Genomic DNA, 21,636 nt, shown 5'->3' on the forward strand with positions numbered 1-21,636 from the left:
TTTACTGGGACGTGCTGCACGCCACTTCGTTGCTTAACGTTACTTGTGCTTGATGAACCAAAAAAGTTCATGCCGCCGGACGGCCTTGCGGAAAAACTCATTCTCACCCCACGGCGAAACAGCTCTCCCAGCCAGCAGGCGCTGTATGACCCGCCGCACCCGCCGCTTGAACGGCATCCTCGGTTGCAGGTCATGCATCATGCCCAACGACATCGCCTTGTCGCATTGACGGTCGTTGGATAACGGCAGGCAATAAGGCCACAACGTCTGAGTGGAATCAAAAACTGGCGGCAACGTGACACCGCTTCCCGAATCACCCATTGGCCAGCGGTCGTTGTCATGCAGATGGTTGGCGTAGCCGAGCAAGGTGGTCGGCTGCCACTCCAGGCCCTGCAAGGCTTCCAATACGGCCTGCTGGGCGCAGATATGATCAGGGTGCGGGTCAAGCAGCGGATGGGGCAACACGATAACTTCAGGGCGCGCCATCAACAGCACGGCCCGCAGGTCAGCCAACAGATTGTTCCAAGTGGGCTGGCCATCGGTGTCGGCAGGCAAAGGGAAAGGGTTGAATTGGCGAAATACCCGAATATCGCTGAGTTCGGCCTCTCGCGACGCCACTGCGCGATCCGGCTCGGCCTTCATCGCCGCCAACTGCAGGCAGAAATACCCAAGCTGAACCGAGTTTTCCGGCGGCACACCCGCCCAACGCGGCACGGCGATGCTGTCCCAGGCCCGCAAACGCCCCTTGAGCCTTGCCGCCTCAGGCTTGCCCAGGCCCATTTGCTGATAATGCTCGGCTTCAATCTCGCCGGCCGTCAACGTCACGATCCAGGGTTGCGCCGCCTGACTGTACAGACCAAAGGCTGCAAGCTCGGCGTCATCGGCATGGGGCGCAATCACCATCACCCGTTGCTGGCGCACATCTGGCTGGCGGAATACCGACAACACAGGCGTGCCCTGCACACGGCAGAACCGACCACTCAGCCGCAATTGCCCAGCGAGCAACGCTTGCGCCTGGCCGGTCAGGTTCAGATAACGCAGGCCATTGACGCCGCGCTCGAATACTTGGCGGTCACCGTCCGGCAGGGCGATGAACGGGTCGACAAAGCGGCCCAGCACACTGCTCTTGAGCCGCAGCGCGAGGATCAATGTTTCATCGCCCGACAGCTCGACGGTTTCGCCCAGTACCAGCCGGCCCTCGCTCAGCACCACCTTGGGCTGCTCGGTATCCGCTGCAAATTGATACTGGTAGTCATCCTTCGGCGAGTAAAACAGATGGTCGGCAAACCAGGCCTCATGGGCAACCCAGGCCAGCACTGCCAACAGCAGCGGCAGCCACCAGGCCACCAGCACACCCACGCCGATCAACACCAGCAAACCGACCAACAGCCCGATGCGTTTATTGCGGCGGTGGCGCTTGAGCAGCGCCTGCTTGCGGCTCGTAGGCTCACTCATACCGTGAACACCGGCACGGGGTTGCACCAACGGTCCTTGTACTCGCGGTCCGCACGGCCAAACGAAAACCGCAATGGCTTGCCGACTTCGCGCGCTTGCTCCCAGGCACTTTGGGTATTGAGGAAGCTCAATACACTGCCCGGGCTGAAGGCGCGGGTTTCGGGGTCAACGCCGCCATTGATGTACTCGACACTGATCCACTGCGGCGCTTCAACGCGGTAGACCAACTGAATGGCAATTGGCGCATCGTTGAGGAAGATCACCGAACCAATCAGCCATTCACGCAGCAGCTCAATCACCTGTGCCATGCGTTCGGCGCCCGTGGCGGGAAAGCCCCAGCGGCGCTGAAACAGGTCGCAGTAGATCGCCGCCAGCTCTGCGCTGGAAAACTCCTGCACCGGGCGCACCACACCGCCCGCCTCTTCCAACAGGCGCAACTCGCGGCGCTGGTTATAACGAAACTTCTTCGACAACTCTTCCGGGGTACGTGCCATGGCCAGTTGCTCGGCCTGCGGCTTGAGGCCTGCAAAGCGGCCCTCATTCAGCGCCGACAGGTAACGCGCGCGATGACGCAGCGCGGCTTGGGCATCCTCGGCGGCGGGCAGGATCAACTCGGCGTTACCCAGGTCGAACAAGCCTTTCTTGCCATGCCGTTTGAGGACATCCTTGGACAACGCCAGGTCCCGCCCCCAAGTCGCAATGCAAGCCTTGAGCTCACTGCCCTGCTCCCATGCCAGATAGCGCACAGGAATGTCGGCCAAGCCGGCAAGACGCTCGACCACCTGCGGATGCGTGGCAACACTGCCACCAAAACGCTGCCAGGCTTGGCTGTAGGTCGGCGCGTCAACGACGGACCAGCCGCGCTCGCGCCAGCCTTGGAATCGATTGAGCATCAAGCCCTCGCGGTCAATTCATGTACGGGGGGCAACTGCCAGAAAGTAGCGCGCACCGCCGGGTCGGAAAACCGTTGGTGCAGGCGTTCCAGCATCATCTCGGCACACAGCTGGTGCTGTTGACGATCCATCGCCGCCAGGTGCTGAAGACCCTGGCCCAAGTGTTCGGCATCACCAAACGGAAACAGAATGCCCACGCCCTCGACCACTTCCCGGGCGCCGCCGCAGGCAGTGGCGAGCAACGGCACGCCGGCGACCATGGCCTCCAGCAACACCATGCCAAATGGCTCATGATCGGAGCTCAGGGCAAAGGCGTCGAACGCACGAAAATACCGACGCGCATCCGGCACCTGGCCGAGGAACAGCACTTGCTCGGCAATGCCCAGCTCGCGCGCCAGGGCCTTGAGGTCTTTCTCCAGGCGCCCGGTGCCGAGGATCGCCAAACGACTCTGTGCCGGCAAATGTGGCAACGCCAAGGCAAAGCCCTTGAGCAAGGTGGCCTGGTCCTTGTCCGGGTGCAGACGGCCGACATTGCCGACCACCCATTCATCCGGCGACAGCCCCAACGCATCCCGCGCCTCATCGGCGGGCACCTGCAGCGCTTGCATGGCCTCGACATCGATGCGGTTATACAACGTCTGAATACGCGCTGCAGGCCAGCCCGGCAGGCAGCGACGCATATCATCGCGCACCGCATCGGACACACCGAGCAGGCTCAGACGCTTGCTGAAAATCGACGCAAACAGCTTGCGGCTGCGGCGCCCGTAGTCACCAAACGCATGATGCACACCGATCACCGGCAGGCGGGTGCCGAGCAAGGCGATATAGATCGGCTTGAACCGGTGGGCGATGCAGAAACTGAAGTTGCGCGACGCGGCGATCTTGCGCAGCTCACGGATGGCGCCCAGCTTCAGGCCACGGATGGCCTTGGAGCTGAACGCCATAAACAACACTTCATCGCTGGCGCAACCAGCGGCTACCGCAGGGTCGGCGGCCCCGGTAAGAAACACGGTGGTCACCTTGTAGCCGGTGCCTGCGAACAAACTGGCGTACTGCCGCGCGCAGTCCAGAAACGGCCCGTCATAGCCGTGGCAGAACTGCAGGACGTGGCGCTCAGCCGACCGAGTCATAAGGGTCCACGCCGTCTTTGACGACCAGGATGTCTTCCATGATCAGGTATTGCAGGTCAGAGCCGAAGAACATGTTCAGCGCGTCGGTGGGCGAGCAGATCATCGCTTCGCCACGGCGGTTGAGCGAGGTGTTCAGCGACACGCCGTTACCGGTCAGCACTTCCAGCTCTTTCATCATGTCGTAGTAGCGCGGGTTGTATTCGCGCTTGAGCACCTGGGCGCGAGAGGTGCCATCTTCATGGACCACTTCCGGCACGCGGGTTTTCCACTCTTCCGACACTTCAAAAGTGAAGGTCATGAACGGCGCCGGGTGATCGACCTTGATCATCTGCGGGGCCACGGTGTCGAGCATCGACGGGCAGAAAGGCCTCCAGCGCTCGCGGAACTTGATCTGGTGGTTGATGCGGTCAGCCACGCCGGTGGCGCTCGGGCAACCGATGATCGAACGACCACCCAAGGCACGCGGGCCAAACTCCATGCGGCCCTGGAACCAGGCCACCGGGTTACCGTCGACCATGATCTTGGCGATGCGCTTGGGCATGTTTTCGATCTTGCGCCACACCGGCTTGCTCTCGTGCTTGGCGCACGCAGCGATCACGTCTTCGTTGCTGTAGGACGGGCCGAGATAGACGTGTTCCATCTTCTCTACCGGTACACCACGGGCGTGGGACACATAGGCTGCCGCGCCAACTGCGGTGCCGGCATCGCCGGACGCCGGCTGCACGAACAGCTCTTTGACGTCGTCACGGGCAATGATTTTCTGGTTCAGCTTGACGTTCAGCGCACAGCCGCCGGCGAAGGCCAGTTTGCCGGTGTCCTTGAGGATGTCGCCCAGGTAGTGGTCGATCATCTGCAGGGCCAGCTTTTCGAACAGCGCTTGCATGCTGGCCGCGTAGTGGATGTACGGCTCGTCGGCGATATCGCCTTCGCGCTTGGGACCCAGCCACTCGATCAGTTTTGGCGAGAAGTAGAAGCCCTTGCCCTTCTCTTTATAACGGCGCAGACCGATGACGTTGGCGTAGTCGGTGTTGATCACCAACTCGCCGTTTTCAAACGAAGCCAGGCGCGAGAAATCATATTTGCTGGCATCGCCATACGGCGCCATGCCCATGACCTTGAACTCGCCGTCGAGCATCTCGAAACCGAGGAACTCGGTAATCGCGCCATACAGGCCACCCAGGGAATCCGGATCGTAGAATTCCTTGATCTTGTGGATCTTGCCGTTTTCGCCGTAGCCGAAGAACGTGGTGGCGTACTCACCCTTGCCGTCGATGCCGAGGATCGCGGTTTTTTCCTGGAAGCCCGAGCAGTGGTAGGCGCTGGAAGCGTGGGCCAGGTGGTGTTCAACCGGCTCGATCTTGATTTTTTTCGGATCGAAGCCCAGTTGCTCCAGGCACCAGACGATCTTGTTGCGGTAGCGCTTGTAGCGACGGTTGCCCATCAGGATCGCGTCGAGCGCGCGGTCCGGGGCGTACCAGTAACGCTTGGCATAGTGCCAACGCGCCTCGCCGAACAGGCTGATCGGAGCGAACGGGATCGCCACCACGTCAACGTCGGAAGGCTTGATGCCGGCTTGTTCCAGGCAGAACTTCGCCGATTCGTAGGGCATGCGGTTCTTTGCATGTTTGTCGCGTACGAAGCGCTCTTCTTCGGCGGCCGCAATCAGCTTGCCGTCGATATACAACGCTGCGGAAGGATCATGGCTAAGGGCGCCGGACAGGCCAAGAATCGTCAATGCCACAGGGGTCTAGCCTCTTTTAGTCTGCATACAGGCGGGTTGCGCCTGAAAAAAGTGTGCCTCCCGCCTGAGCGAGAAACAGCTAAAGGGCGGGATTATAACTTAAAAGCAGTAGGAAGCTGTTAGCGGCAACCGGCAAGCGGACTACTTGTAGACCTGGATGTCGCCGTCCTGGCTTTGGCGGTAGACGGTGTAGGGCAGCATCAGCGTGTCGGCCAGACCCGAGGCCAGCGCCTCGATGGCAATGATCGGAAATATATTACTTGCCGGCTGGCCAAAGCCTGGGTTGTCTACGCCTTTTTCAGGTTTTGGCTCGCTGTTCAAGTAACAAAACCCGGATATCACACCGCTGTAGATACGCGGCACGCTGCCACAGTGGCTGCGCGAATCCTTGAGGCCCTGACTGGTCACGGTGTCCGGGCGAAAGACCGTATTGATCGTTCCGCACCCTGAAAGCATCAGCAGGCTCGCGACCAACAGCACTTCGATTCCACGATTCACGAACAACTCCTTTTGCCTGAAAGAATGAAACCGGGCCTGCCCCGGCGCATTGATAACGCCTGTCACTACGAACGACCGGGCGGCCAGTAAACCCCCCTGTTACCCAGCGTGCTCTGCTGGTAAAGCGTGTAGGGCAGCACCACGGTATCAACAATACCCGACGCAGTCAGGTCCACCAGCACCAACGGTACGAGCACGCCGGTGTAGTCCGGTGGCGCGTTAAGCAGGCAAAAATTAAACGCCAGGCCGCTGTAGGCACGCGGGATGGATTCGCAATAGGTCTTCTGTTTGCGCAATTCACGCGTCGCCGCCAGGTCATCACGCAACAGCGTATTCAGCGTGCCGCAGCCGCCTAATGTGAGACTGGCGAGCGCCAATGCCACAGTCATTTTCAAGCTCATGGACGGTCCTCTCCCAGTGGTCCGCCACGCTAGCATCGACAAGACCGACACCCCAGACTCAGCACGCCCGCCGGCTCGTGAGAAAAATCCGAAATGGTAAAAATTGCCCAAGCCACTAAACTCGCGCCCTTTTGCGCGTTTATGCCCTATGCGCCCCAGATCCTGGCTGACCATGAAAACATTCGCCCGCCTCACCTTTTTGCTGCCCAGCCTGCTTGCCCTGAGCAACACCGCTATGGCCGACGACGCACCACTGATCCTCGACCCCAGCGTCGTCACCGGTTCGCGCAGCGCCAACCCGACCTTCGACCTGCCCTACTCGGTCGACAGCATCAGCCGGGAACAGATCAGCGACGGGCAACTCGGCATCAACGCCTCCGAAGCGCTGTCGCGGGTGCCCGGGCTGGTGGTCCAGAACCGTCAGAACTATGCGCAGGACCTGCAGATTTCCTCACGCGGCTTCGGCGCCCGCTCGGCGTTTGGTGTACGCGGCATCAAGCTGGTTGCTGACGGCATCCCCGCCAGCACCCCGGACGGTCAGGGCCAGGCGGCCACCTTCAACCTCGATACCGCCGAACGCATCGAAGTCCTGCGCGGCCCGGCAGCCACCTTGTACGGCAGCAATGCCGGCGGGGTCATCCAGATGTTTTCCCGCGACGGCGAAGGCCCGCCACGCATCGGCGCTGAAACCCTGGTGGGCAGCGACGGCTTGAACAAAAACCACCTCACCGCCGAAGGCGCGGCGAACGGCGCCGGTTTCGTGCTTGACGCCTCGCGCATGGACACCGACGGCTACCGCGACCACAGCAGCGCCCGCCGGGACCAGACCTTTGCCAAGCTCAACTTCCAGCCGGATGACGACAGCAAGCTGGCGCTGATCTACAGCAGCCTGGAGCAAAACGGCACGCAGGACCCGCTGGGGCAAACCTGGGCCGCGTACAAGGCCGACCCGCGTTCGGTAGCGCCGGCCGCACTGGAATACAACACGCGAAAAAGTATCGATCATCAGCAATTAGGCATGAATTACGAGCGCTACATCGGCGATGCGACGTTGCAGGTCAATGCGTACACAGGACGGCGCAGCGTGATTCAGTACTTGTCGATTCCGGACAAATTCGCCAGTGGCGCACTCAACCCGGCAAACGCTCGCGGCGGCGTAGTGGCTTTCGACCGCAAATTCTACGGGGGCTCGGTCCACTGGCTGCAACCCATCACCAGCGCCCCCGGCGACCTGACGCTGATCACCGGCCTTGATTACGACCGCAGCCAGGATGATCGCCAGGGCTATTCCAACACCCTCGACGGTGTGCACGGTGTTAAAGGCGCATTGGGTCGCAATGAAATCGACACTGCCACCAGCCTCGACCCCTTCGTACAAGCCAACTGGCTGCTGGGCGACTGGACCCTGCAGGCAGGCCTGCGCCACAGCACCATGAAGATGGACGTGGACGACCACTTCCTCCGCGACGGCAATGACAGCGGCAGCAAGACCTATCAGAAGAACACCCCGTCGGTCAGCGTGATGTATGCCTTTACGCCGGACCTGCATGGGTACGTGAGCGCGGGCAAAGGCTTTGAAACCCCGACCCAGGCCGAGTCGGCTTATTCGAGCAGCGCCAACGGCTTTAACTTTGCGCTCAAGCCATCGGTCAGCCAGCAGTACGAAGTCGGCCTGAAGGCAAAACTGGGCGAAGACACTCGCCTCAACGCCGCGTTATTCCAGATCACCACTGAAGACGAACTGGTCGTACAGCAATCCAGCGGTGGGCGCACCACCTATCAAAACGCTGGCCGCACCCTGCGCCGAGGCTTGGAGTTGGGCCTGGAAAGCCAGCTCAGCGAACAGTGGAGCACCCACCTCGCCTACACCCGCTTGCAGGCCACTTACGACAGTGACTTCGTCAGCGGCGGCAACACGACCATCAGCAAAGGCAACTACTTGCCGGGCGTACCGCAAACCACGCTGTTTGCCGAGCTGAACTGGAAACCCCGCGACTGGGTGAGCACCGCCCTTGAAGGCATGTATCGCAGCAAGGTCTACGTCGAAGACACCAACCAACAACGGGCAGCACCGGGCTACAGCGTGTTCAACTGGCGCGCACGCTTTGAGCAGAAGGTGGAGCACTGGACCTTCCACCAGACGTTGCGCCTGGATAACTTGCTGGATCGCCAGTACGTCGGTTCGGTGATTGTCGGTGACGGCAATGGTCGCTATTACGAAGCGGCGCCGGGGCGGTCGTGGTATGCGGGAGCGGGGGCTGAATACCAGTTTTGATCAGGTCATGTAGCGCCTGAGCGGCCGCCTTCGCGGGCAAGCCCGCGCCCACATTGGACCGCGTTTACCAATCAACATGTGGGCCGGCGGGCATGCTCGCGAAAGGGCCGAAGACCGGCTTTAACCGGCGACGCCGACCTCTCGGGGCAAACGCTGGTCGATCCGTTGGTACAAGGCGCTGCTCTCAGGCCAGTTGCGCATAAATCGCGCGCGGTCCTTGGCAAACGCCGGGGCGAAGCTGGCTTCACTGCGGTGCTGGCACATGGCATCGAGGTCAATCAACGCCCAGCGATCCTCGGCCCAGAACAGATTATGGCCCTTGAAATCGCCATGGCTGATGCGCTCACGAATCAACTCGGCAAACAGATGATCCAGGGCCAGCAGTTCGTTTTCGGGCGCATCGCCGTTCTCAACATACGGTGCGAAGCGCTCGATGATGTCCGGCCCCGGCAAGTAGTCGGTGACCAGATAAGCCCGGCTGCGCAGCCAGAAAAAACGCTTTTCCAGCACAGCCAGCGGCTTGGGCGTGGCGATCCCCAGAAAGGCCAGGCGGTTGCCTTCGCGCCAGGAGTGCCAGGCACGACTGGGGCGCCAGAAACGCTTGAGCCAATGGGCGAACCCCTTGATGTTGTAGCGTTTGATCACCAGCGGCCGACCGGCCACTTCGACCTTGGCGACAGTGGCCGCACCACCGGTCTTGTACAGGTGGCCCTGATCAAGCAACGCATCGGCCTGCTCCAGCACCGGTAGCATCGCAGGCGCGTCCTCGCGACGAATCGCACGCAAGGCAAAGGCGCCACGCACCACGCTGAACAGCGTGCACTCACGACCGACCTTGTTCAAAAAGTCTTTCAAGCGCCAGGCACTGACCTTGCGCACCTGCTTCTCCAGGGCTTCCAGCGGCAACGCGTGCTCGCCATTGCCCAGCAGGTAATACACCAGCAACTCTTCGGTGAACGGCTCAAGGTTTTTCGGCAGCTGGGCGAAAAACACCCCGAGGTTTTCCAGCACCCGATTGCGTGACAGCGGCTTGCCCGCTTCTTCGACGCGAATCCCGGCACCGTCAATCAGGTACAGCTTGCCGTCCTGGCGCAGCAGGTTGTCCAGGTGCAGGTCTTCCTGCCACAAGCCTTTGCTGTGCATCTGCGCGATCGCAGCCAACGCCTCGGCGAGCACGGCGGTCTGTTCGTCCGCCAACGGCGGCAAACCTTCGACCGCCTGCCAGGCATCGGCGAGGCTTTCGGCGCCTTCAATAAAGTCGAACAGCAGCCAGCCACCCTCACCTTCCTGCAAACCATCGGCCAGCAGCTGCGGCGTGGTCAGGCCTTGCTCAGCCAGCAGGCGGACGCCGCCGAGTTCGCGCTGAAAATGCCGTGCCGCCTTGTTGCCCACCAACAATTTGGCCAGCACCGTGCGACCGCGCCACACGCCTGCGCCCACATAGCGCTCGCCGGGCAATACGCGCAGCAGGCTGAGCAATTGCAGTTGCCCTGGGCCAGCAGCATCCGCCAGCTCGATGGTCAGCGGGAGGTCAGGCGTGCGACCGGCTTTTTTCAGCTCAGACAAACGCATCAGCGCTTCTCCTTGTGACTGCGACGGGCCGTCAGGCGCTCGAACCAGGCGGTGGTCAGCGAGCTGTCTTCAGGTTGATCCAGATAGGCCGCCAGCAATTGCCGCACGTGGGCATCCGACCACTGCGGCGCGCGCCGCAACAGCGGTTCCAGGTCCTTGACCCGGTCGCGCCTGCCGAACAGTAACGGGCGAGTTTTCTCCAGGTCGATCAACTGCGCGGCATAACCTGTGCCTGTGGCCTGCAGGAAAATATGCTTGGGGTAAAAACAGCCATGCACCTGACCCACGCTGTGCAGGTGTCGCGCCAGCTGACCGCAGGCCAGCAAGATCGCACGGTGCTGGGCATCTGTCAGTTGCGACCATTGCTCCAGCAATGAATCCAGGTCGTTCCAACCGTCCAGGGCACGGGTCAGCAACATCGCACGGTGCTCGCCATTGACCTTGCGCTCACCGAAAAACGCCGCCTGCAACGCCGGAATACCGCGCTCGCGATAACGGCTGATGTTACGGAATTCACGGGCAAACGTCGGCTCGCCAAACGGCTTGCTGAGTGTGCGTGTCAGGTAATTGCTCTGGCGCTTGAGGTAGTAGCCCTGCCCTTCAAGCTCCAGACGAAATACGCTGCTCCACCCCCCATCGCTGGTATTGGGTTCATCCACCGCGTCCAGTTGCCTGGCCCACAGGGCATCGAAGTCAGCCAGGCCGTTGCGCTCAAGCAGAGCGCGATCTTCGGCCGCCAGGAAATCACTCATTCGCGCCCCTCGAAAAACTTCACCACGTGGCGAATCCGCTGTTTGTCCGACGCCGTCAGGTGCGAGCGTTGGCGATATTGCAGGTAGAAGCGCAGGCGCTGGGTAGCCGACAAGTGATACTTGGCGACTTTGTCCAGGCAGGCCAGGTCTTTGGTAATTCGGTACTTGAGCCAGAACCCGCGCCAGAAATCACCGTTGGGGCAATCGATCAGGTACAGGGTCTGATGATCGTCGACCAACAGGTTGCGCCACTTCAAGTCGTTATGGGTGAAGCGATGCTCGTGCATCGTACGGGTGTATTCAGCAAGCTGGCGACTGATCACGCTGACCCACTTGGGGTCTTTCAAACAGGCATCATTGCGATCGGCCAGCACCGACAAGTCAGCGGTTCTCGGCAGCTCGCGGGTGATCATCGCCCCCCGCGCATAGGCCAGGCCCTTGCGCTCCAGGCCCCAGGCCACCACGTCGGCGGTAGGAATCCCCCACCTGGCGAAGCGCTTCAGGTTCTGCCATTCGGACTTCACCCGCGGCTTGCCCAGGTAGCGGCGCAGGCCTTTACCGGCACCGACGTAACGCTTGACGTAGAAATTGACCCCGCCGCGCTCTACGCGGATCACTTCCGACAACGGGTCGCGCGTCAGCTGCTCGCCCTGCAGCGCAAACACCGCCTCAAGGCTGCCGAAATCATCCGCCAGTGCGGCGTAAGCAGGTTCCAGGTTCCAACCCGCCATCAGAGCGCGTCCCCGTAGCGTTGTTTGCGCGCATAAAGCTTGTCGGCCTTGGCCTGCAGCCACTGCAGCAAGGGGCTTTCTTCGGCCAGGATCTGGCGCAGCGGCTGCTGGAAGTAGCCCTTGAGGAAGCGCAACTTGTCGCGACGCGTGAGGCCGATGTCCAGCGCCGAAAAGTACAGCGCGGCCAAGTCTTTGTCGCGCCAGCGATGGCTGATTTTGTCGCGCGTCTGGGCGCGGTGCAGGTCGATCACCGACAGTTTGAAGTGATCGAAGGTGACCGGCGTATCCGTGTGCAGCAGGAAGTGGCAGATGTAGCAGTCGCGATGGTTGACCCCACCGCGATGCATCATGCCGGTCATCCGCGCCACTTCAGCGATCAGCGCGCGCTTGAGGCGCGGCTCGGGCGGCTGTTTGGCCCAGTTGATGCTGAAATCTTCAAGGCTGACCGTAGGCGCCAACTCTTCGGTGATGATGAACGAGTGCTGGTCGGCCGGGTTGCTGCCGCGCTCGCCGTACGCCACGGCGGTCATGGTCGGCACGCCGATTGCCTGCAGGCGCTCGATGGCCTGCCACTCCTGACCCGCGCCCAGCACCGGCAGCTTGGCGGTGACCAGGTTCTTGACGATCTCGCCCCAGCCGATGCCACGGTGGATCTTCACAAAATAACCACGGCCATCCACTTCGGTACGCAAGGTGCGCCGCGCTTCAAGCTCACGGTACACCTCGCCTTGCAGCCGCTCGACTTCGGCGAACGCATCGCGCCCGGCCCAGAGGGTCTTGAACGGCTCGGCAAGCATCAACTTCATCGTTTTGGCTCCGCCAGAATCACATCCGCCGCGTGCTGCGGCATGCTGTAGAGGTCAGCCGTCTCGGCGAAGGCCAACCCATTGCGGCCCCAGGCCGCGCGCTGTGCAGTGTCGGTGAGCATTCGCGCCAGATACTGGTTGAGCTGCGCCTGTTCAAAAGGCTCATCCAGCACCAGGCCGCTGTCGGCTTCGGCGATGTAATGGGCATAACCACACACGGCCGAGACCAGCACCGGCAAGCCGGCCACCAGCGCTTCGAGCAACACCGTACCGGTATTCTCGTTGTACGCCGGGTGGATCAACAGGTCGGCGCCCAGCAGGAATCGCGGGATATCGCTGCGCCCCTTGAGGAACTGCACGTTATCGCCCAGCCCCAAAGTGGCGCTCTGCAGTTGGAATACTTTGGGGTCGTCCTGGCCAATTACAAACAGGCGTGTGCGTTTTTTAAGTTCTGCCGGCAAGGCGGCCATGGCCTTGAGGCTGCGATCGACGCCCTTGGTCTTGAAGCCAGAGCCGATTTGCACCAGCAGCAGGTCGTCCTCGCCCAGGTTGAATTCCTGGCGGAAGCCTTCACGCAGCTCGGCGGCGTTGGGCGGTGCGCGGCGGTCCTGGGCAATGCCCGGTGGCAACAGGTGGAAGCGCTCCAGCGGGGTGTCGTAATGCTTGATGAACAGCGGCTGCTGCACTTCGGAGATCATCAAGACTTCGGTCTTGGCATCCTTGGCAAACACCGCACGCTCGTACTCGGCGAAGTGCTTATAGCGGCCAAAGCTGCGGTACAGCGAGTGGCGCAGGTTTTGCGCCTTGTCTTCAAAGCAGCCGTCGGCGGCGTAGTAAACGTCCAGGCCCGGCATTTTGTTGAAACCAATCAGACGGTCCACCGGGCGCTTGGCCAGGTCGGCCTCCATCCACGCGCTGAGCTTCTCGTTGCGCCGATGATTGAAGAACGCCTTGACCGGCGCCACCAGCACTTCGAAACCCGGCGGAATCTCGCCTTCCCAGATCAGCGTGTAGACACGAATCTGATGGCCGCGCTGCTGGCACTCCAGGGCGATACGCATGAAGTCGCGCTGCAGGCCACCGAAGGGGAAATATTTGTACAGAACAAAAGCCAGTTGCATCAGTGCAGCTCCTCAGCCAGTAACAACGTGCTCAGTCGGCTTGCCACACGCTCAGGGTTCAAGCGCGTGAAGCACAGGGGCGACTCGCGTTTGATGTCGAACCGACGCAGATCGTCGGCCGTTGGTTGATAGGTACAGTGTTTTTGCAGGCACGGCGCACAGGGGAAGTCGCTGGCCAGGTGAATCTGGCCCTTGCCGTAAGCGCCGGTCAGGCCGGGGTTCGTCGGGCCGAACAGGGAAATGGTCGGCACGTCCAACGCAGCGGCCAAGTGACCGAGGCCGGTGTCCACCGCCACGCAGGCGCGGGCGCCAGCGAGCACACGGGCCACGCCGGCGAGGTTCAGCTTGGGCAGCACTTCGGCGTTCTGCAGGCCTTGGGCCAAGCGTTCGGCGCGGGCTTTTTCGTCGGCATTGCCCCACGGCAACTTCACGTCCACACCCAGGCGACCCATGCGTTCGGCCAGCTCGCGCCAATAGGCTTCGGGCCAGTGCTTGGTGTCCCAAGTGGTGCCGTGCAGCAGCAGCACAAACGGTTTTTTCGGCGGCAGGCCGAGCAGCTTGTCGACGCTCAAACCGTAATCGCCCAAGGCTTTGGGCAAGTCATAGCCCAGCGCCACGGCGAACAGTTGGCGCAAACGCTCCACTGCATGCTGCCCACGGGCCACAGCCAGGCGTCGCGAGTAGAAGCGCGCAGCGATTGGCTCGCGGGCGGAGTGTTTATCGAAGCCCGCCACCGGGGCACGCACGTAGCGTGTCAGCCAGGCGCTTTTGAGCAGGCCCTGGGCGTCGATTACCAAGTCGTATTTAGTCGACTGGACGCGCTGCTTGAAGCGGCGCCACTCACCGCTCTTGAGGGTTTGCCAGATGTTTTTGCGCCAGCGGCGAATCGCCACCGGGATCACCTTGTCCACCGCCGGGTGCCAGGTGGGGATCTCGGCAAAGCCTTCTTCCACGATCCAATCAAAGCGAATGCCAGGGATTGCCCGCGCCGCGTCGGTCAGTGCCGGCAAGGCGTGGATCACATCGCCCAGGGATGAGGTCTTGATTACCAATACGCGCAAACTAACGGACCTCGACCACAGAGCCCTGCAACCGCTGCAAGGCATCGCTGACCGGTTGCGGCAGCAACTGGCGCAGGCAATTGTAGTGGCCGAAACGGCAGGTGCGGTCAAAACACGGGCTGCACTCCAGGCCCAGGCGCACCACTTCGACCTTGTCGGCCAATGGCGGGGTGAAGCCGGGAGAGGTCGAGCCGTAAACGGCCACCAACGGGCGATTCAACGCCGCCGCCACATGCATCAGGCCCGAATCGTTGGACACCACCGCGTCGGCGCAGGACAACAGGTCGATAGCCTCGGCCAACGACGTGTCGCCACTGAGGTTCACGGCTTCTTCGCGCAGGCCGGGAATCAGGCGCTGGCGAATGTCCTCACCCACCGAGTGATCGTTTTTCGAACCGAACAGCCACACCTGCCAGCCTTCACGAATCTTCATTTCGGCGACTTTGGCGTAATGCTCCGACGGCCAGCGCTTGGACTCGCCAAACTCGGCGCCTGGGCAAAGCGCGAGTACCGGACGGTCGAGCATCAGGCCGAACTTGGCCAGGGCCGCGTCGCGCGTAACCGGGTCGATCTGCAGGCTCGGGCGCGGGTACGCTGTCGGCAACTCGGCACCGGGCTCGTAGGCCAGGGCCATGAAGCGCTCGATCATCAGCGGGTAACGCGCCTTGTCGAGGGTGCGCACGTCATTGAGCAGCACATAGCGAAACTCGCCGCGCCAGCCGGTACGTTTAGGGATGCCGGCAAAGTACGGCACCAGCGCCGATTTCAGCGAGTTGGGCAGCAGGATCGCCTGGTCGTACTGGCCGCGCATGGATTTGCCGATGCGTCGGCGCGTCGCCAATTCGAGTGCGCCGTGGCCGAGCGGGAAGCTCAAGGCCTTGCGCACCTCGGGCATGCGCTCAAGGATCGGCCGGCTCCACTCAGGGGCGAGCACGTCGATTTGGCAGTCGGGATGACGCTGTTTCAGGCACTGGAACAGTGTCTGCGCCATCACCATGTCACCGACCCAACTGGGCCCAACGATCAGAATATTCATGTAGTTTCCACAAACGATGCGGGGAGGCTTATGCCTCCCCGCCTCAATAATTACTGCCAGTCGCGGTGGACCTGGGAACCGCTTTGTGTGGGAGCTGGCTTGCCTGCGATGGCATCGCCTCGGCAGGCCTGCTACACCGAGTCGCTTGCATCGCAGGCAAGCCAGCGCCCACATATCAGTCGAGTATCAGCTTAACCCCAGCGCTTGCCAGATTCGCATCACCTGGCGCCGTTCGTCGGCGAACTGATCCCCGGCCACCGTACCGGCCTCGTTTTGCAAGGCCTGGCGGTGCGCGGCGGAACGGTAGGCCTTATACACCTCGCGCAGCAGATGGGCATCGGCAGCGGGCATCAGCCCAACCTGCTCCAGGCCTTCCAGAATGCGGATATTGTCGGTGTAGCGCAGCAACGATGGATGTTGCGCAGACCACGCCAAAGCGGCGTATTGCACCATAAATTCAATATCGACGATACCTCCGGCGTCCTGCTTGAGGTCGAACGCCGCCGTCGGCTCGAACGCATTGGCGCCGGTACCGGCCGCCGTAGTGCGGGTGCCCAGGTTATCGCGCATCTTGGCGCGCATCTCGCTGACCTCCTGACGCAGCTTCGCCAAGTCCCGCTCACGCCCCAGCACCTTGGCGCGGACGTGCTCGAACGCGTGGCCGACATCCTCGCTGCCCACCAGCACCCGAGCGCGGATCAGGGCCTGATGCTCCCAGGTCCAGGCTTCATTCTCCTGATAGCGCTCAAACGCTCCCAGTGAACTGACCAGCAAACCGGACGCGCCCGAAGGTCGCAGGCGCATGTCCACTTCATACAACTGGCCCGAGTTGGTTTGGGTGGTCAGCAGGTGAATGATGCGCTGGCCCAACCGTGTAAAAAACTGCGCACCGTCGATCGGCTTGGCGCCGTCGGTTTCGGCCTGCGGGTCACCGTCATGGATAAACACCAGGTCCAGGTCCGAACCATGCCCCAGTTCGATCCCGCCGACCTTGCCGTAACCGACGATGATAAAACCCGGATTGCACAGGCTGCCGTCCACCCGCTGCGGCGAGCCGTGGCGCGCCACGGTCTGGCGCCAGGCCAGGGCCAGCACTTGTTCGAGAATCGCCTCGGCCAGCCAGGTCAGGTAATCGCTGACCTTCATCAGCGGCAGGCTGCCGGCGATTTCCGAAGCCGCGACACGCAGGCGGTGGGCCAGCTTGAAGTGGCGCAGGGCTTCCATTTGCTGTTCGAGGTCATCCTCGGGAATCCGCGTAAGGCGCTCGCGCAGCTCTGCGGCGAGCTCCGGTGCCAACGGCGGCTTGAACAGGCGGCCTTCATTGAGCAGTTCGTCGAGCAGCAGCGGAAAGCGGGTGATTTGTTCGGCGATCCACGGGCTGGCGGCGCACAGCGTCAACAGCCGGCGCAGGGCGTCAGGGTTTTCGGTCAGCAGCACGAGGTAGGCCGAACGGCGGGCGACAGCCTCCACCAGCGGCAAGACGCGCTCCAGTACCAGGTCCGGGTTGGCGTGCTCGACCGCCTGGGCCAGCAGGCGCGGAATAAAAGCATCCAGCCGTTCGCGCCCCAGACGCTGCATGGCGCGCAATTGCGGGCTGCCACGCAGGCCGGCCAAGGCCTTGAGCGCTTTGGTCGCGTCAGTAAAGCCACCTTCGGCCAACTGCCGGCAGGCGGCCTCTTCATCCTGGGACTCTTCCCACAGCGGCAACCACTCACCACCCACAACCAATTCGCTTTCTTCGCCTTCTTCCTCGTCAGGGTCAGCGATCACCTGGCGGAAATGCCAGTCCACACGGCCACGCCAGTACATCAGGCGCTCATGGAATGCCGCCCAATCGGCAAAGCCCAGCATAAAGGCAATGCGCGCCTGGTCTTCCGGGCCGTCCGGGAGCATTTGCGTCTGCCGGTCGGCAATTGCCTGGATGGCGTGTTCGGTGTAACGCAAAAACTCGTAGCCATTGCGCAACTCGGCGATCACGGCCGATGGCAGGTAGCCCTGGCCTTCCAGGGTCCCCAACACATTGAGCAACGGCCTCTGTTGCAGGCTCAGGTCGCGGCCACCATGGATCAATTGGAACGCCTGCGCGATAAATTCCACCTCGCGGATGCCGCCCGAGCCCAGCTTGATGTTGTCGGCCATGCCTTTGCGCCGTACTTCCTGCTGGATCAGCTGCTTCATGGTGCGCAGCGCTTCAATGGCGGAAAAATCCAGGTACCGCCGATAGACGAAGGGTCGCAGCATGTCGAGCAACTGCGCACCGGCCACCTGATCACCGGCCACTACCCGCGCCTTGATCATGGCGTAGCGCTCCCAGTCGCGGCCCTGGTCCTGGTAGTACTGTTCCAGCGCATTGAAACTGAGCACCAACGCGCCGGCCGAGCCATATGGCCGCAGGCGCATGTCGACACGGAACACAAAACCGTCGACGGTCATCGGGTCGAGGGCCTTGATCAGTTTTTGACCAAGCCGAATGAAAAACTCCTGGTTATCCAGCGCGCGCTTCACGCCCACTGTCTCGCCGCCTTCTGGGTAGGCGAAGATCAGGTCGATATCCGAAGACAGGTTCAGCTCCACCGCGCCGAGCTTGCCCATGCCGAGGATGACCATGTGCTGGGCTTCACCGCTGCGCCGGCCGGTCGGCGTGCCGAACTGCACGCAGTGGCGCTGGTACAGCCACTGGTAGGCCTGATCGATACAAGCGTCAGCCATGTCGGAGAGGTCGCGGCAGGTTTGCACCAGGTCCGCTTGTCGGGTCAGGTCGCGCCAAATAATGCGCACTTGTTGGCGCGTGCGCTGGCGGCGCAACACACGGCCCAGCTCATCTTCTGTTTCGGCCTGTTGCACAGCGCCCGCGATCTGGCTGCACAGTTCGCCGGGCGCGAAGCCCCGGTCCAACTCGCCCCAGGCCACCAGTTCGAGCAACATCAAAGGGTCACGAACGCTCTGTTCAATGACGAAATCACTGGCGGCGCATACCCGGACAAAGTCGGCCCACCGTTGCGGCGTCCACGCAGAAAGGCCATGATCGTCGTCCAGCGCGGCCACTGCGTCACGAAATGACTGCTCGGCCCGGCTGGCGTAAGGCAAGAGAATGGCCGGTAATTCGGCGAGTGTTGGGAGGCTCATGGTCTATCCTTAATCGGCGCGTAAATGGCTTGTTGCTGTGAACGCAAGAACCACGCTCGGTGAAGGACTGTCGAACAAAGGTTATAAATAGCTGAAATTAAATTAATCTTGGCAGGCAACATCAAACTTTCACCTTTTCTTGTTCGCAAAAGATCAACAATAACGATTATGCTCACCAGCCAGACCGAGCAATCCGCTCAGTCTTGTGTAGTTTTACTACTCGTATATACATTCGAAAGGCTGAAATGGCCGACGATTTGTAGTAAAACTACAGGACGCCGAAGCAACCTTCGGCCATCCAAGAATTTATGTCGTCTGCCCACAAGGCCAGTCGCAAACTTCAGGCAACCGATTCTGGTAGCCTTTCCGCCCTGGAGCAAGCCATGCAAGACCTCGATCCCGTCGAAACCCAGGAATGGCTGGACGCCCTGGAATCGGTTCTCGACAAAGAAGGCGAAGACCGTGCTCACTATTTGATGACCCGTATGGGCGAACTCGCGACCCGCAGCGGCTCGCAACTGCCTTACGCCATCACTACGCCATACCGCAACACCATCCCCGTTACCCACGAAGCACGCATGCCTGGCGACCTGTTCATGGAACGCCGCATTCGCTCGCTGGTACGTTGGAACGCCATGGCGATGGTAATGCGCACCAACTTGAAAGATTCTGACCTGGGCGGTCACATCTCCAGCTTCGCGTCCAGCGCAACCCTGTATGACATTGGCTTCAACTACTTCTTCCAGGCCCCGACCGACGAACACGGCGGCGACCTGATCTACTTCCAGGGCCACACCTCGCCAGGCGTTTACGCCCGTGCATTCATGGAAGGCCGCATCACCGAAGAACACATGAACAACTTCCGCCAGGAAGTGGACGGTAACGGCCTGTCGTCGTACCCGCACCCTTGGCTGATGCCTGATTTCTGGCAGTTCCCGACGGTATCCATGGGCCTTGGCCCGATCCAGGCGATCTACCAGGCACGCTTCATGAAGTACCTGGAAGCCCGTGGCTTCATCCCTGAAGGCAAGCAGAAAGTCTGGTGCTTCCTGGGCGACGGCGAGTGTGACGAGCCGGAATCCCTGGGCGCCATCTCCCTGGCCGGCCGCGAGAAGCTCGACAACCTGATCTTCGTCATCAACTGCAACCTGCAGCGCCTCGACGGCCCGGTTCGCGGCAACGGCAAGATCATCCAGGAACTCGAAGGTGTGTTCCGCGGTGCTCAGTGGAACGTGACCAAAGTCATCTGGGGTCGCTTCTGGGACCCACTGCTGGCCAAAGACGTCGACGGTATCCTGCAACGTCGCATGGACGAAGTCATCGACGGCGAGTACCAGAACTACAAAGCCAAAGACGGCGCGTTCGTGCGTGAACACTTCTTCAACACGCCTGAACTCAAGGCGATGGTTGCAGACCTGTCCGACGACGAAATCTGGAAACTCAACCGTGGCGGCCACGACCCGTACAAGGTCTACGCGGCGTACCACGAAGCGGTCAACCACAAAGAACAACCGACCGTCATCCTGGCCAAGACCATCAAGGGTTATGGCACCGGTGCCGGCGAAGCGAAGAACACTGCGCACAACACCAAGAAGGTTGATGTTGAAAGCCTGAAGCTGTTCCGCGACCGCTTCGACATCCCGGTCAAGGACGAAGAGCTGGAGAACCTGCCGTTCTTCAAGCCAGAGCCAAACAGCGCCGAAGCCCGCTACCTCAGCGAGCGTCGCACTGCACTGGGCGGTTTCGTGCCACAGCGCCGCGCCAAGTCCTTCGACATTCCGACACCGCCACTGGATACCCTCAAGGCGATCCTGGACGGCTCGGGCGACCGTGAAATCTCCACCACCATGGCCTTCGTGCGAATCCTCGCGCAACTGGTCAAGGACAAGGAAATCGGCTCGCGTATCGTGCCGATCATCCCGGACGAAGCCCGTACCTTCGGTATGGAAGGCATGTTCCGTCAGTTGGGCATCTACTCCTCCGTCGGCCAGCTCTACGAGCCAGTCGATAAAGACCAGGTGATGTTCTACAAGGAAGACAAGAAGGGCCAGATCCTCGAAGAAGGCATCAACGAAGCGGGCGCCATGAGCTCCTTCATCGCTGCCGGTACTTCGTACTCCAGCCACAACCAGCCGATGCTGCCGTTCTACATCTTCTACTCGATGTTCGGCTTCCAGCGTATCGGCGACCTGGCGTGGGCAGCAGGCGACAGCCGTACCCGTGGCTTCCTGATCGGCGGCACCGCCGGCCGGACCACGCTGAACGGCGAAGGCCTGCAACACGAAGACGGTCACAGCCACATCCTGGCTGCCACCATCCCGAACTGCCGCACCTTTGATCCAACCTACGGCTACGAGCTGGCGGTGATCATCCAGGACGGCATGAAGAAGATGACCGAAGAGCAGCAGGACGTTTTCTACTACATCACCGTGATGAACGAGTCCTACCAGCAGCCAGCCATGCCGGCCGGTGTCGAGGAAGGCATCATCAAGGGCATGTACCTGCTCGAAGAAGACACCAAGGAAGCGGCGCACCACGTGCAGCTGATGGGCTCCGGCACCATCCTGCGTGAAGTCCGTGAAGCGGCGAAGATCCTGCGTGAAGAGTTCAACGTTGGCGCTGACGTCTGGAGCGTTACCAGCTTCAACGAACTGCGTCGCGACGGCCTGGCGGTCGAGCGCAACAACCGCCTGCACCCAGGTCAGAAGCCTACGAAGAGCTATGTCGAAGAGTGCCTGGCCGGCCGTAAGGGTCCAGTCATTGCCTCTACCGACTACATGAAACTGTTCGCTGAACAAATTCGCCAGTGGGTCCCGTCCAAGGAATTCAAAGTCCTGGGCACCGACGGTTTCGGCCGCAGTGACAGCCGCAAGAAGCTGCGTCACTTCTTCGAAGTCGACCGTCATTTCGTGGTGTTGGCAGCCCTGGAAGCCTTGGCTGACCGTGGTGAGATCGAACCTAAGGTGGTGGCTGACGCTATCGTCAAGTTCGGGATCAACCCGGAAAAACGCAACCCACTGGACTGCTGAGGAGACTTT

General features: G+C 61.4%; 16 protein-coding genes. 2 read left to right on the forward strand and 14 right to left on the reverse strand.

From position 1 onward, the window contains the following. Window positions 1–39 precede the first annotated feature (39 nt). The 6 genes from JFT85_RS13575 to JFT85_RS13600 all read right to left on the reverse strand — a co-directional run bounded on the left by JFT85_RS13575 (window position 40) and on the right by JFT85_RS13600 (window position 6,118). Window positions 40–1,455, reverse strand: coding sequence for a PIG-L deacetylase family protein (locus JFT85_RS13575; protein ID WP_053254010.1), 1,416 nt, complete (start codon window positions 1,453–1,455; stop codon window positions 40–42). Next, window positions 1,452–2,348: an antimicrobial resistance protein Mig-14 gene (locus tag JFT85_RS13580; protein WP_069550875.1), complete on the reverse strand. Its 897-nt coding sequence runs from the start codon at window positions 2,346–2,348 to the stop codon at window positions 1,452–1,454. Before JFT85_RS13580 ends, JFT85_RS13575 begins: the two co-directional genes overlap by 4 nt. Next, window positions 2,348–3,478: a glycosyltransferase gene (locus tag JFT85_RS13585; protein WP_201229977.1), complete on the reverse strand. Its 1,131-nt coding sequence runs from the start codon at window positions 3,476–3,478 to the stop codon at window positions 2,348–2,350. The genes JFT85_RS13580 and JFT85_RS13585 overlap by 1 nt, the downstream gene beginning before the upstream one ends. Next, the gene (locus JFT85_RS13590; protein ID WP_017138507.1) at window positions 3,462–5,219 is read right to left on the reverse strand and encodes a carbamoyltransferase family protein; all 1,758 of its coding nucleotides are present in this window, start codon (window positions 5,217–5,219) and stop codon (window positions 3,462–3,464) included. Before JFT85_RS13590 ends, JFT85_RS13585 begins: the two co-directional genes overlap by 17 nt. A gap of 141 nt (window positions 5,220–5,360) precedes the next feature. Continuing rightward, window positions 5,361–5,675: a YceK/YidQ family lipoprotein gene (locus tag JFT85_RS13595; protein WP_169875733.1), complete on the reverse strand. Its 315-nt coding sequence runs from the start codon at window positions 5,673–5,675 to the stop codon at window positions 5,361–5,363. 107 nt (window positions 5,676–5,782) lie between these two features. Continuing rightward, the gene (locus JFT85_RS13600; protein WP_053254007.1) at window positions 5,783–6,118 is read right to left on the reverse strand and encodes a YceK/YidQ family lipoprotein; all 336 of its coding nucleotides are present in this window, start codon (window positions 6,116–6,118) and stop codon (window positions 5,783–5,785) included. Window positions 6,119–6,290: 172 nt separating this feature from the next. Between JFT85_RS13600 and JFT85_RS13605 the strand changes: the two genes are divergently transcribed. Then, window positions 6,291–8,393 carry a TonB-dependent receptor family protein gene (locus JFT85_RS13605; protein ID WP_078827658.1) on the forward strand — a complete coding sequence of 701 codons (2,103 nt, stop codon included), beginning with the start codon at window positions 6,291–6,293 and terminating at the stop codon, window positions 8,391–8,393. A gap of 120 nt (window positions 8,394–8,513) precedes the next feature. On the opposite strand, the gene JFT85_RS13610 is transcribed toward JFT85_RS13605, so the two are convergent. The 8 genes from JFT85_RS13610 to glnE form a co-directional block, all read right to left on the reverse strand. Continuing rightward, on the reverse strand, window positions 8,514–9,965 hold the full coding sequence (locus JFT85_RS13610; protein WP_201229978.1) for a lipopolysaccharide kinase InaA family protein: 1,452 nt from the start codon (window positions 9,963–9,965) through the stop codon (window positions 8,514–8,516). Continuing rightward, window positions 9,965–10,717: a lipopolysaccharide kinase InaA family protein gene (locus JFT85_RS13615; protein WP_053254004.1), complete on the reverse strand. Its 753-nt coding sequence runs from the start codon at window positions 10,715–10,717 to the stop codon at window positions 9,965–9,967. Before JFT85_RS13615 ends, JFT85_RS13610 begins: the two co-directional genes overlap by 1 nt. Beyond that, window positions 10,714–11,448: a lipopolysaccharide kinase InaA family protein gene (locus JFT85_RS13620; RefSeq protein WP_053254003.1), complete on the reverse strand. Its 735-nt coding sequence runs from the start codon at window positions 11,446–11,448 to the stop codon at window positions 10,714–10,716. The genes JFT85_RS13615 and JFT85_RS13620 overlap by 4 nt, the downstream gene beginning before the upstream one ends. Further along, window positions 11,448–12,254, reverse strand: a complete 807-nt coding sequence (gene rfaP / locus JFT85_RS13625; RefSeq protein ID WP_069550872.1) for a lipopolysaccharide core heptose(I) kinase RfaP — start codon at window positions 12,252–12,254, stop codon at window positions 11,448–11,450. The genes JFT85_RS13620 and rfaP overlap by 1 nt, the downstream gene beginning before the upstream one ends. Continuing rightward, window positions 12,251–13,375, reverse strand: a complete 1,125-nt coding sequence (locus tag JFT85_RS13630) for a glycosyltransferase family 4 protein (RefSeq protein ID WP_069550871.1) — start codon at window positions 13,373–13,375, stop codon at window positions 12,251–12,253. Before JFT85_RS13630 ends, rfaP begins: the two co-directional genes overlap by 4 nt. Continuing rightward, the gene (gene waaC / locus JFT85_RS13635; RefSeq protein ID WP_053254000.1) at window positions 13,375–14,436 is read right to left on the reverse strand and encodes a lipopolysaccharide heptosyltransferase I; all 1,062 of its coding nucleotides are present in this window, start codon (window positions 14,434–14,436) and stop codon (window positions 13,375–13,377) included. Before waaC ends, JFT85_RS13630 begins: the two co-directional genes overlap by 1 nt. A gap of 1 nt (window position 14,437) precedes the next feature. Further along, complete coding sequence (waaF, locus tag JFT85_RS13640) at window positions 14,438–15,472, reverse strand: lipopolysaccharide heptosyltransferase II (protein WP_053253999.1); 1,035 nt, start codon at window positions 15,470–15,472, stop codon at window positions 14,438–14,440. 186 nt (window positions 15,473–15,658) lie between these two features. Further along, entirely contained in the window at window positions 15,659–18,598 is a 2,940-nt protein-coding gene (gene glnE / locus JFT85_RS13645; protein ID WP_069550870.1) for a bifunctional [glutamate--ammonia ligase]-adenylyl-L-tyrosine phosphorylase/[glutamate--ammonia-ligase] adenylyltransferase, read from the reverse strand. Between the two features lie 383 nt (window positions 18,599–18,981). Between glnE and aceE the strand changes: the two genes are divergently transcribed. Then, window positions 18,982–21,627, forward strand: coding sequence for a pyruvate dehydrogenase (acetyl-transferring), homodimeric type (gene aceE / locus JFT85_RS13650; protein ID WP_201229980.1), 2,646 nt, complete (start codon window positions 18,982–18,984; stop codon window positions 21,625–21,627). Window positions 21,628–21,636: the final 9 nt, after the last annotated feature.

The organism is Pseudomonas sp. TH04 (assembly GCF_016651355.1).
Lineage (GTDB): Bacteria > Pseudomonadota > Gammaproteobacteria > Pseudomonadales > Pseudomonadaceae > Aquipseudomonas > Aquipseudomonas fluorescens.

Coding starts and splice junctions, on each gene's coding strand:
- JFT85_RS13615 (WP_053254004.1), bottom strand. CDS start 10,717: ATGAGTGATTTCCTGGCGGCCGAAGATCGCGCTCTGCTTGAGCGCAAC.
- JFT85_RS13575 (WP_053254010.1), bottom strand. CDS start 1,455: ATGAGTGAGCCTACGAGCCGCAAGCAGGCGCTGCTCAAGCGCCACCGC.
- JFT85_RS13605 (WP_078827658.1), top strand. CDS start 6,291: ATGAAAACATTCGCCCGCCTCACCTTTTTGCTGCCCAGCCTGCTTGCC.
- rfaP (WP_069550872.1), bottom strand. CDS start 12,254: ATGAAGTTGATGCTTGCCGAGCCGTTCAAGACCCTCTGGGCCGGGCGC.
- JFT85_RS13620 (WP_053254003.1), bottom strand. CDS start 11,448: ATGGCGGGTTGGAACCTGGAACCTGCTTACGCCGCACTGGCGGATGAT.
- JFT85_RS13595 (WP_169875733.1), bottom strand. CDS start 5,675: ATGCTTTCAGGGTGCGGAACGATCAATACGGTCTTTCGCCCGGACACC.
- aceE (WP_201229980.1), top strand. CDS start 18,982: ATGCAAGACCTCGATCCCGTCGAAACCCAGGAATGGCTGGACGCCCTG.
- JFT85_RS13630 (WP_069550871.1), bottom strand. CDS start 13,375: ATGCAACTGGCTTTTGTTCTGTACAAATATTTCCCCTTCGGTGGCCTG.
- JFT85_RS13585 (WP_201229977.1), bottom strand. CDS start 3,478: ATGACTCGGTCGGCTGAGCGCCACGTCCTGCAGTTCTGCCACGGCTAT.
- JFT85_RS13610 (WP_201229978.1), bottom strand. CDS start 9,965: ATGCGTTTGTCTGAGCTGAAAAAAGCCGGTCGCACGCCTGACCTCCCG.
- glnE (WP_069550870.1), bottom strand. CDS start 18,598: ATGAGCCTCCCAACACTCGCCGAATTACCGGCCATTCTCTTGCCTTAC.
- JFT85_RS13580 (WP_069550875.1), bottom strand. CDS start 2,348: ATGCTCAATCGATTCCAAGGCTGGCGCGAGCGCGGCTGGTCCGTCGTT.
- waaF (WP_053253999.1), bottom strand. CDS start 15,472: ATGAATATTCTGATCGTTGGGCCCAGTTGGGTCGGTGACATGGTGATG.
- JFT85_RS13600 (WP_053254007.1), bottom strand. CDS start 6,118: ATGAGCTTGAAAATGACTGTGGCATTGGCGCTCGCCAGTCTCACATTA.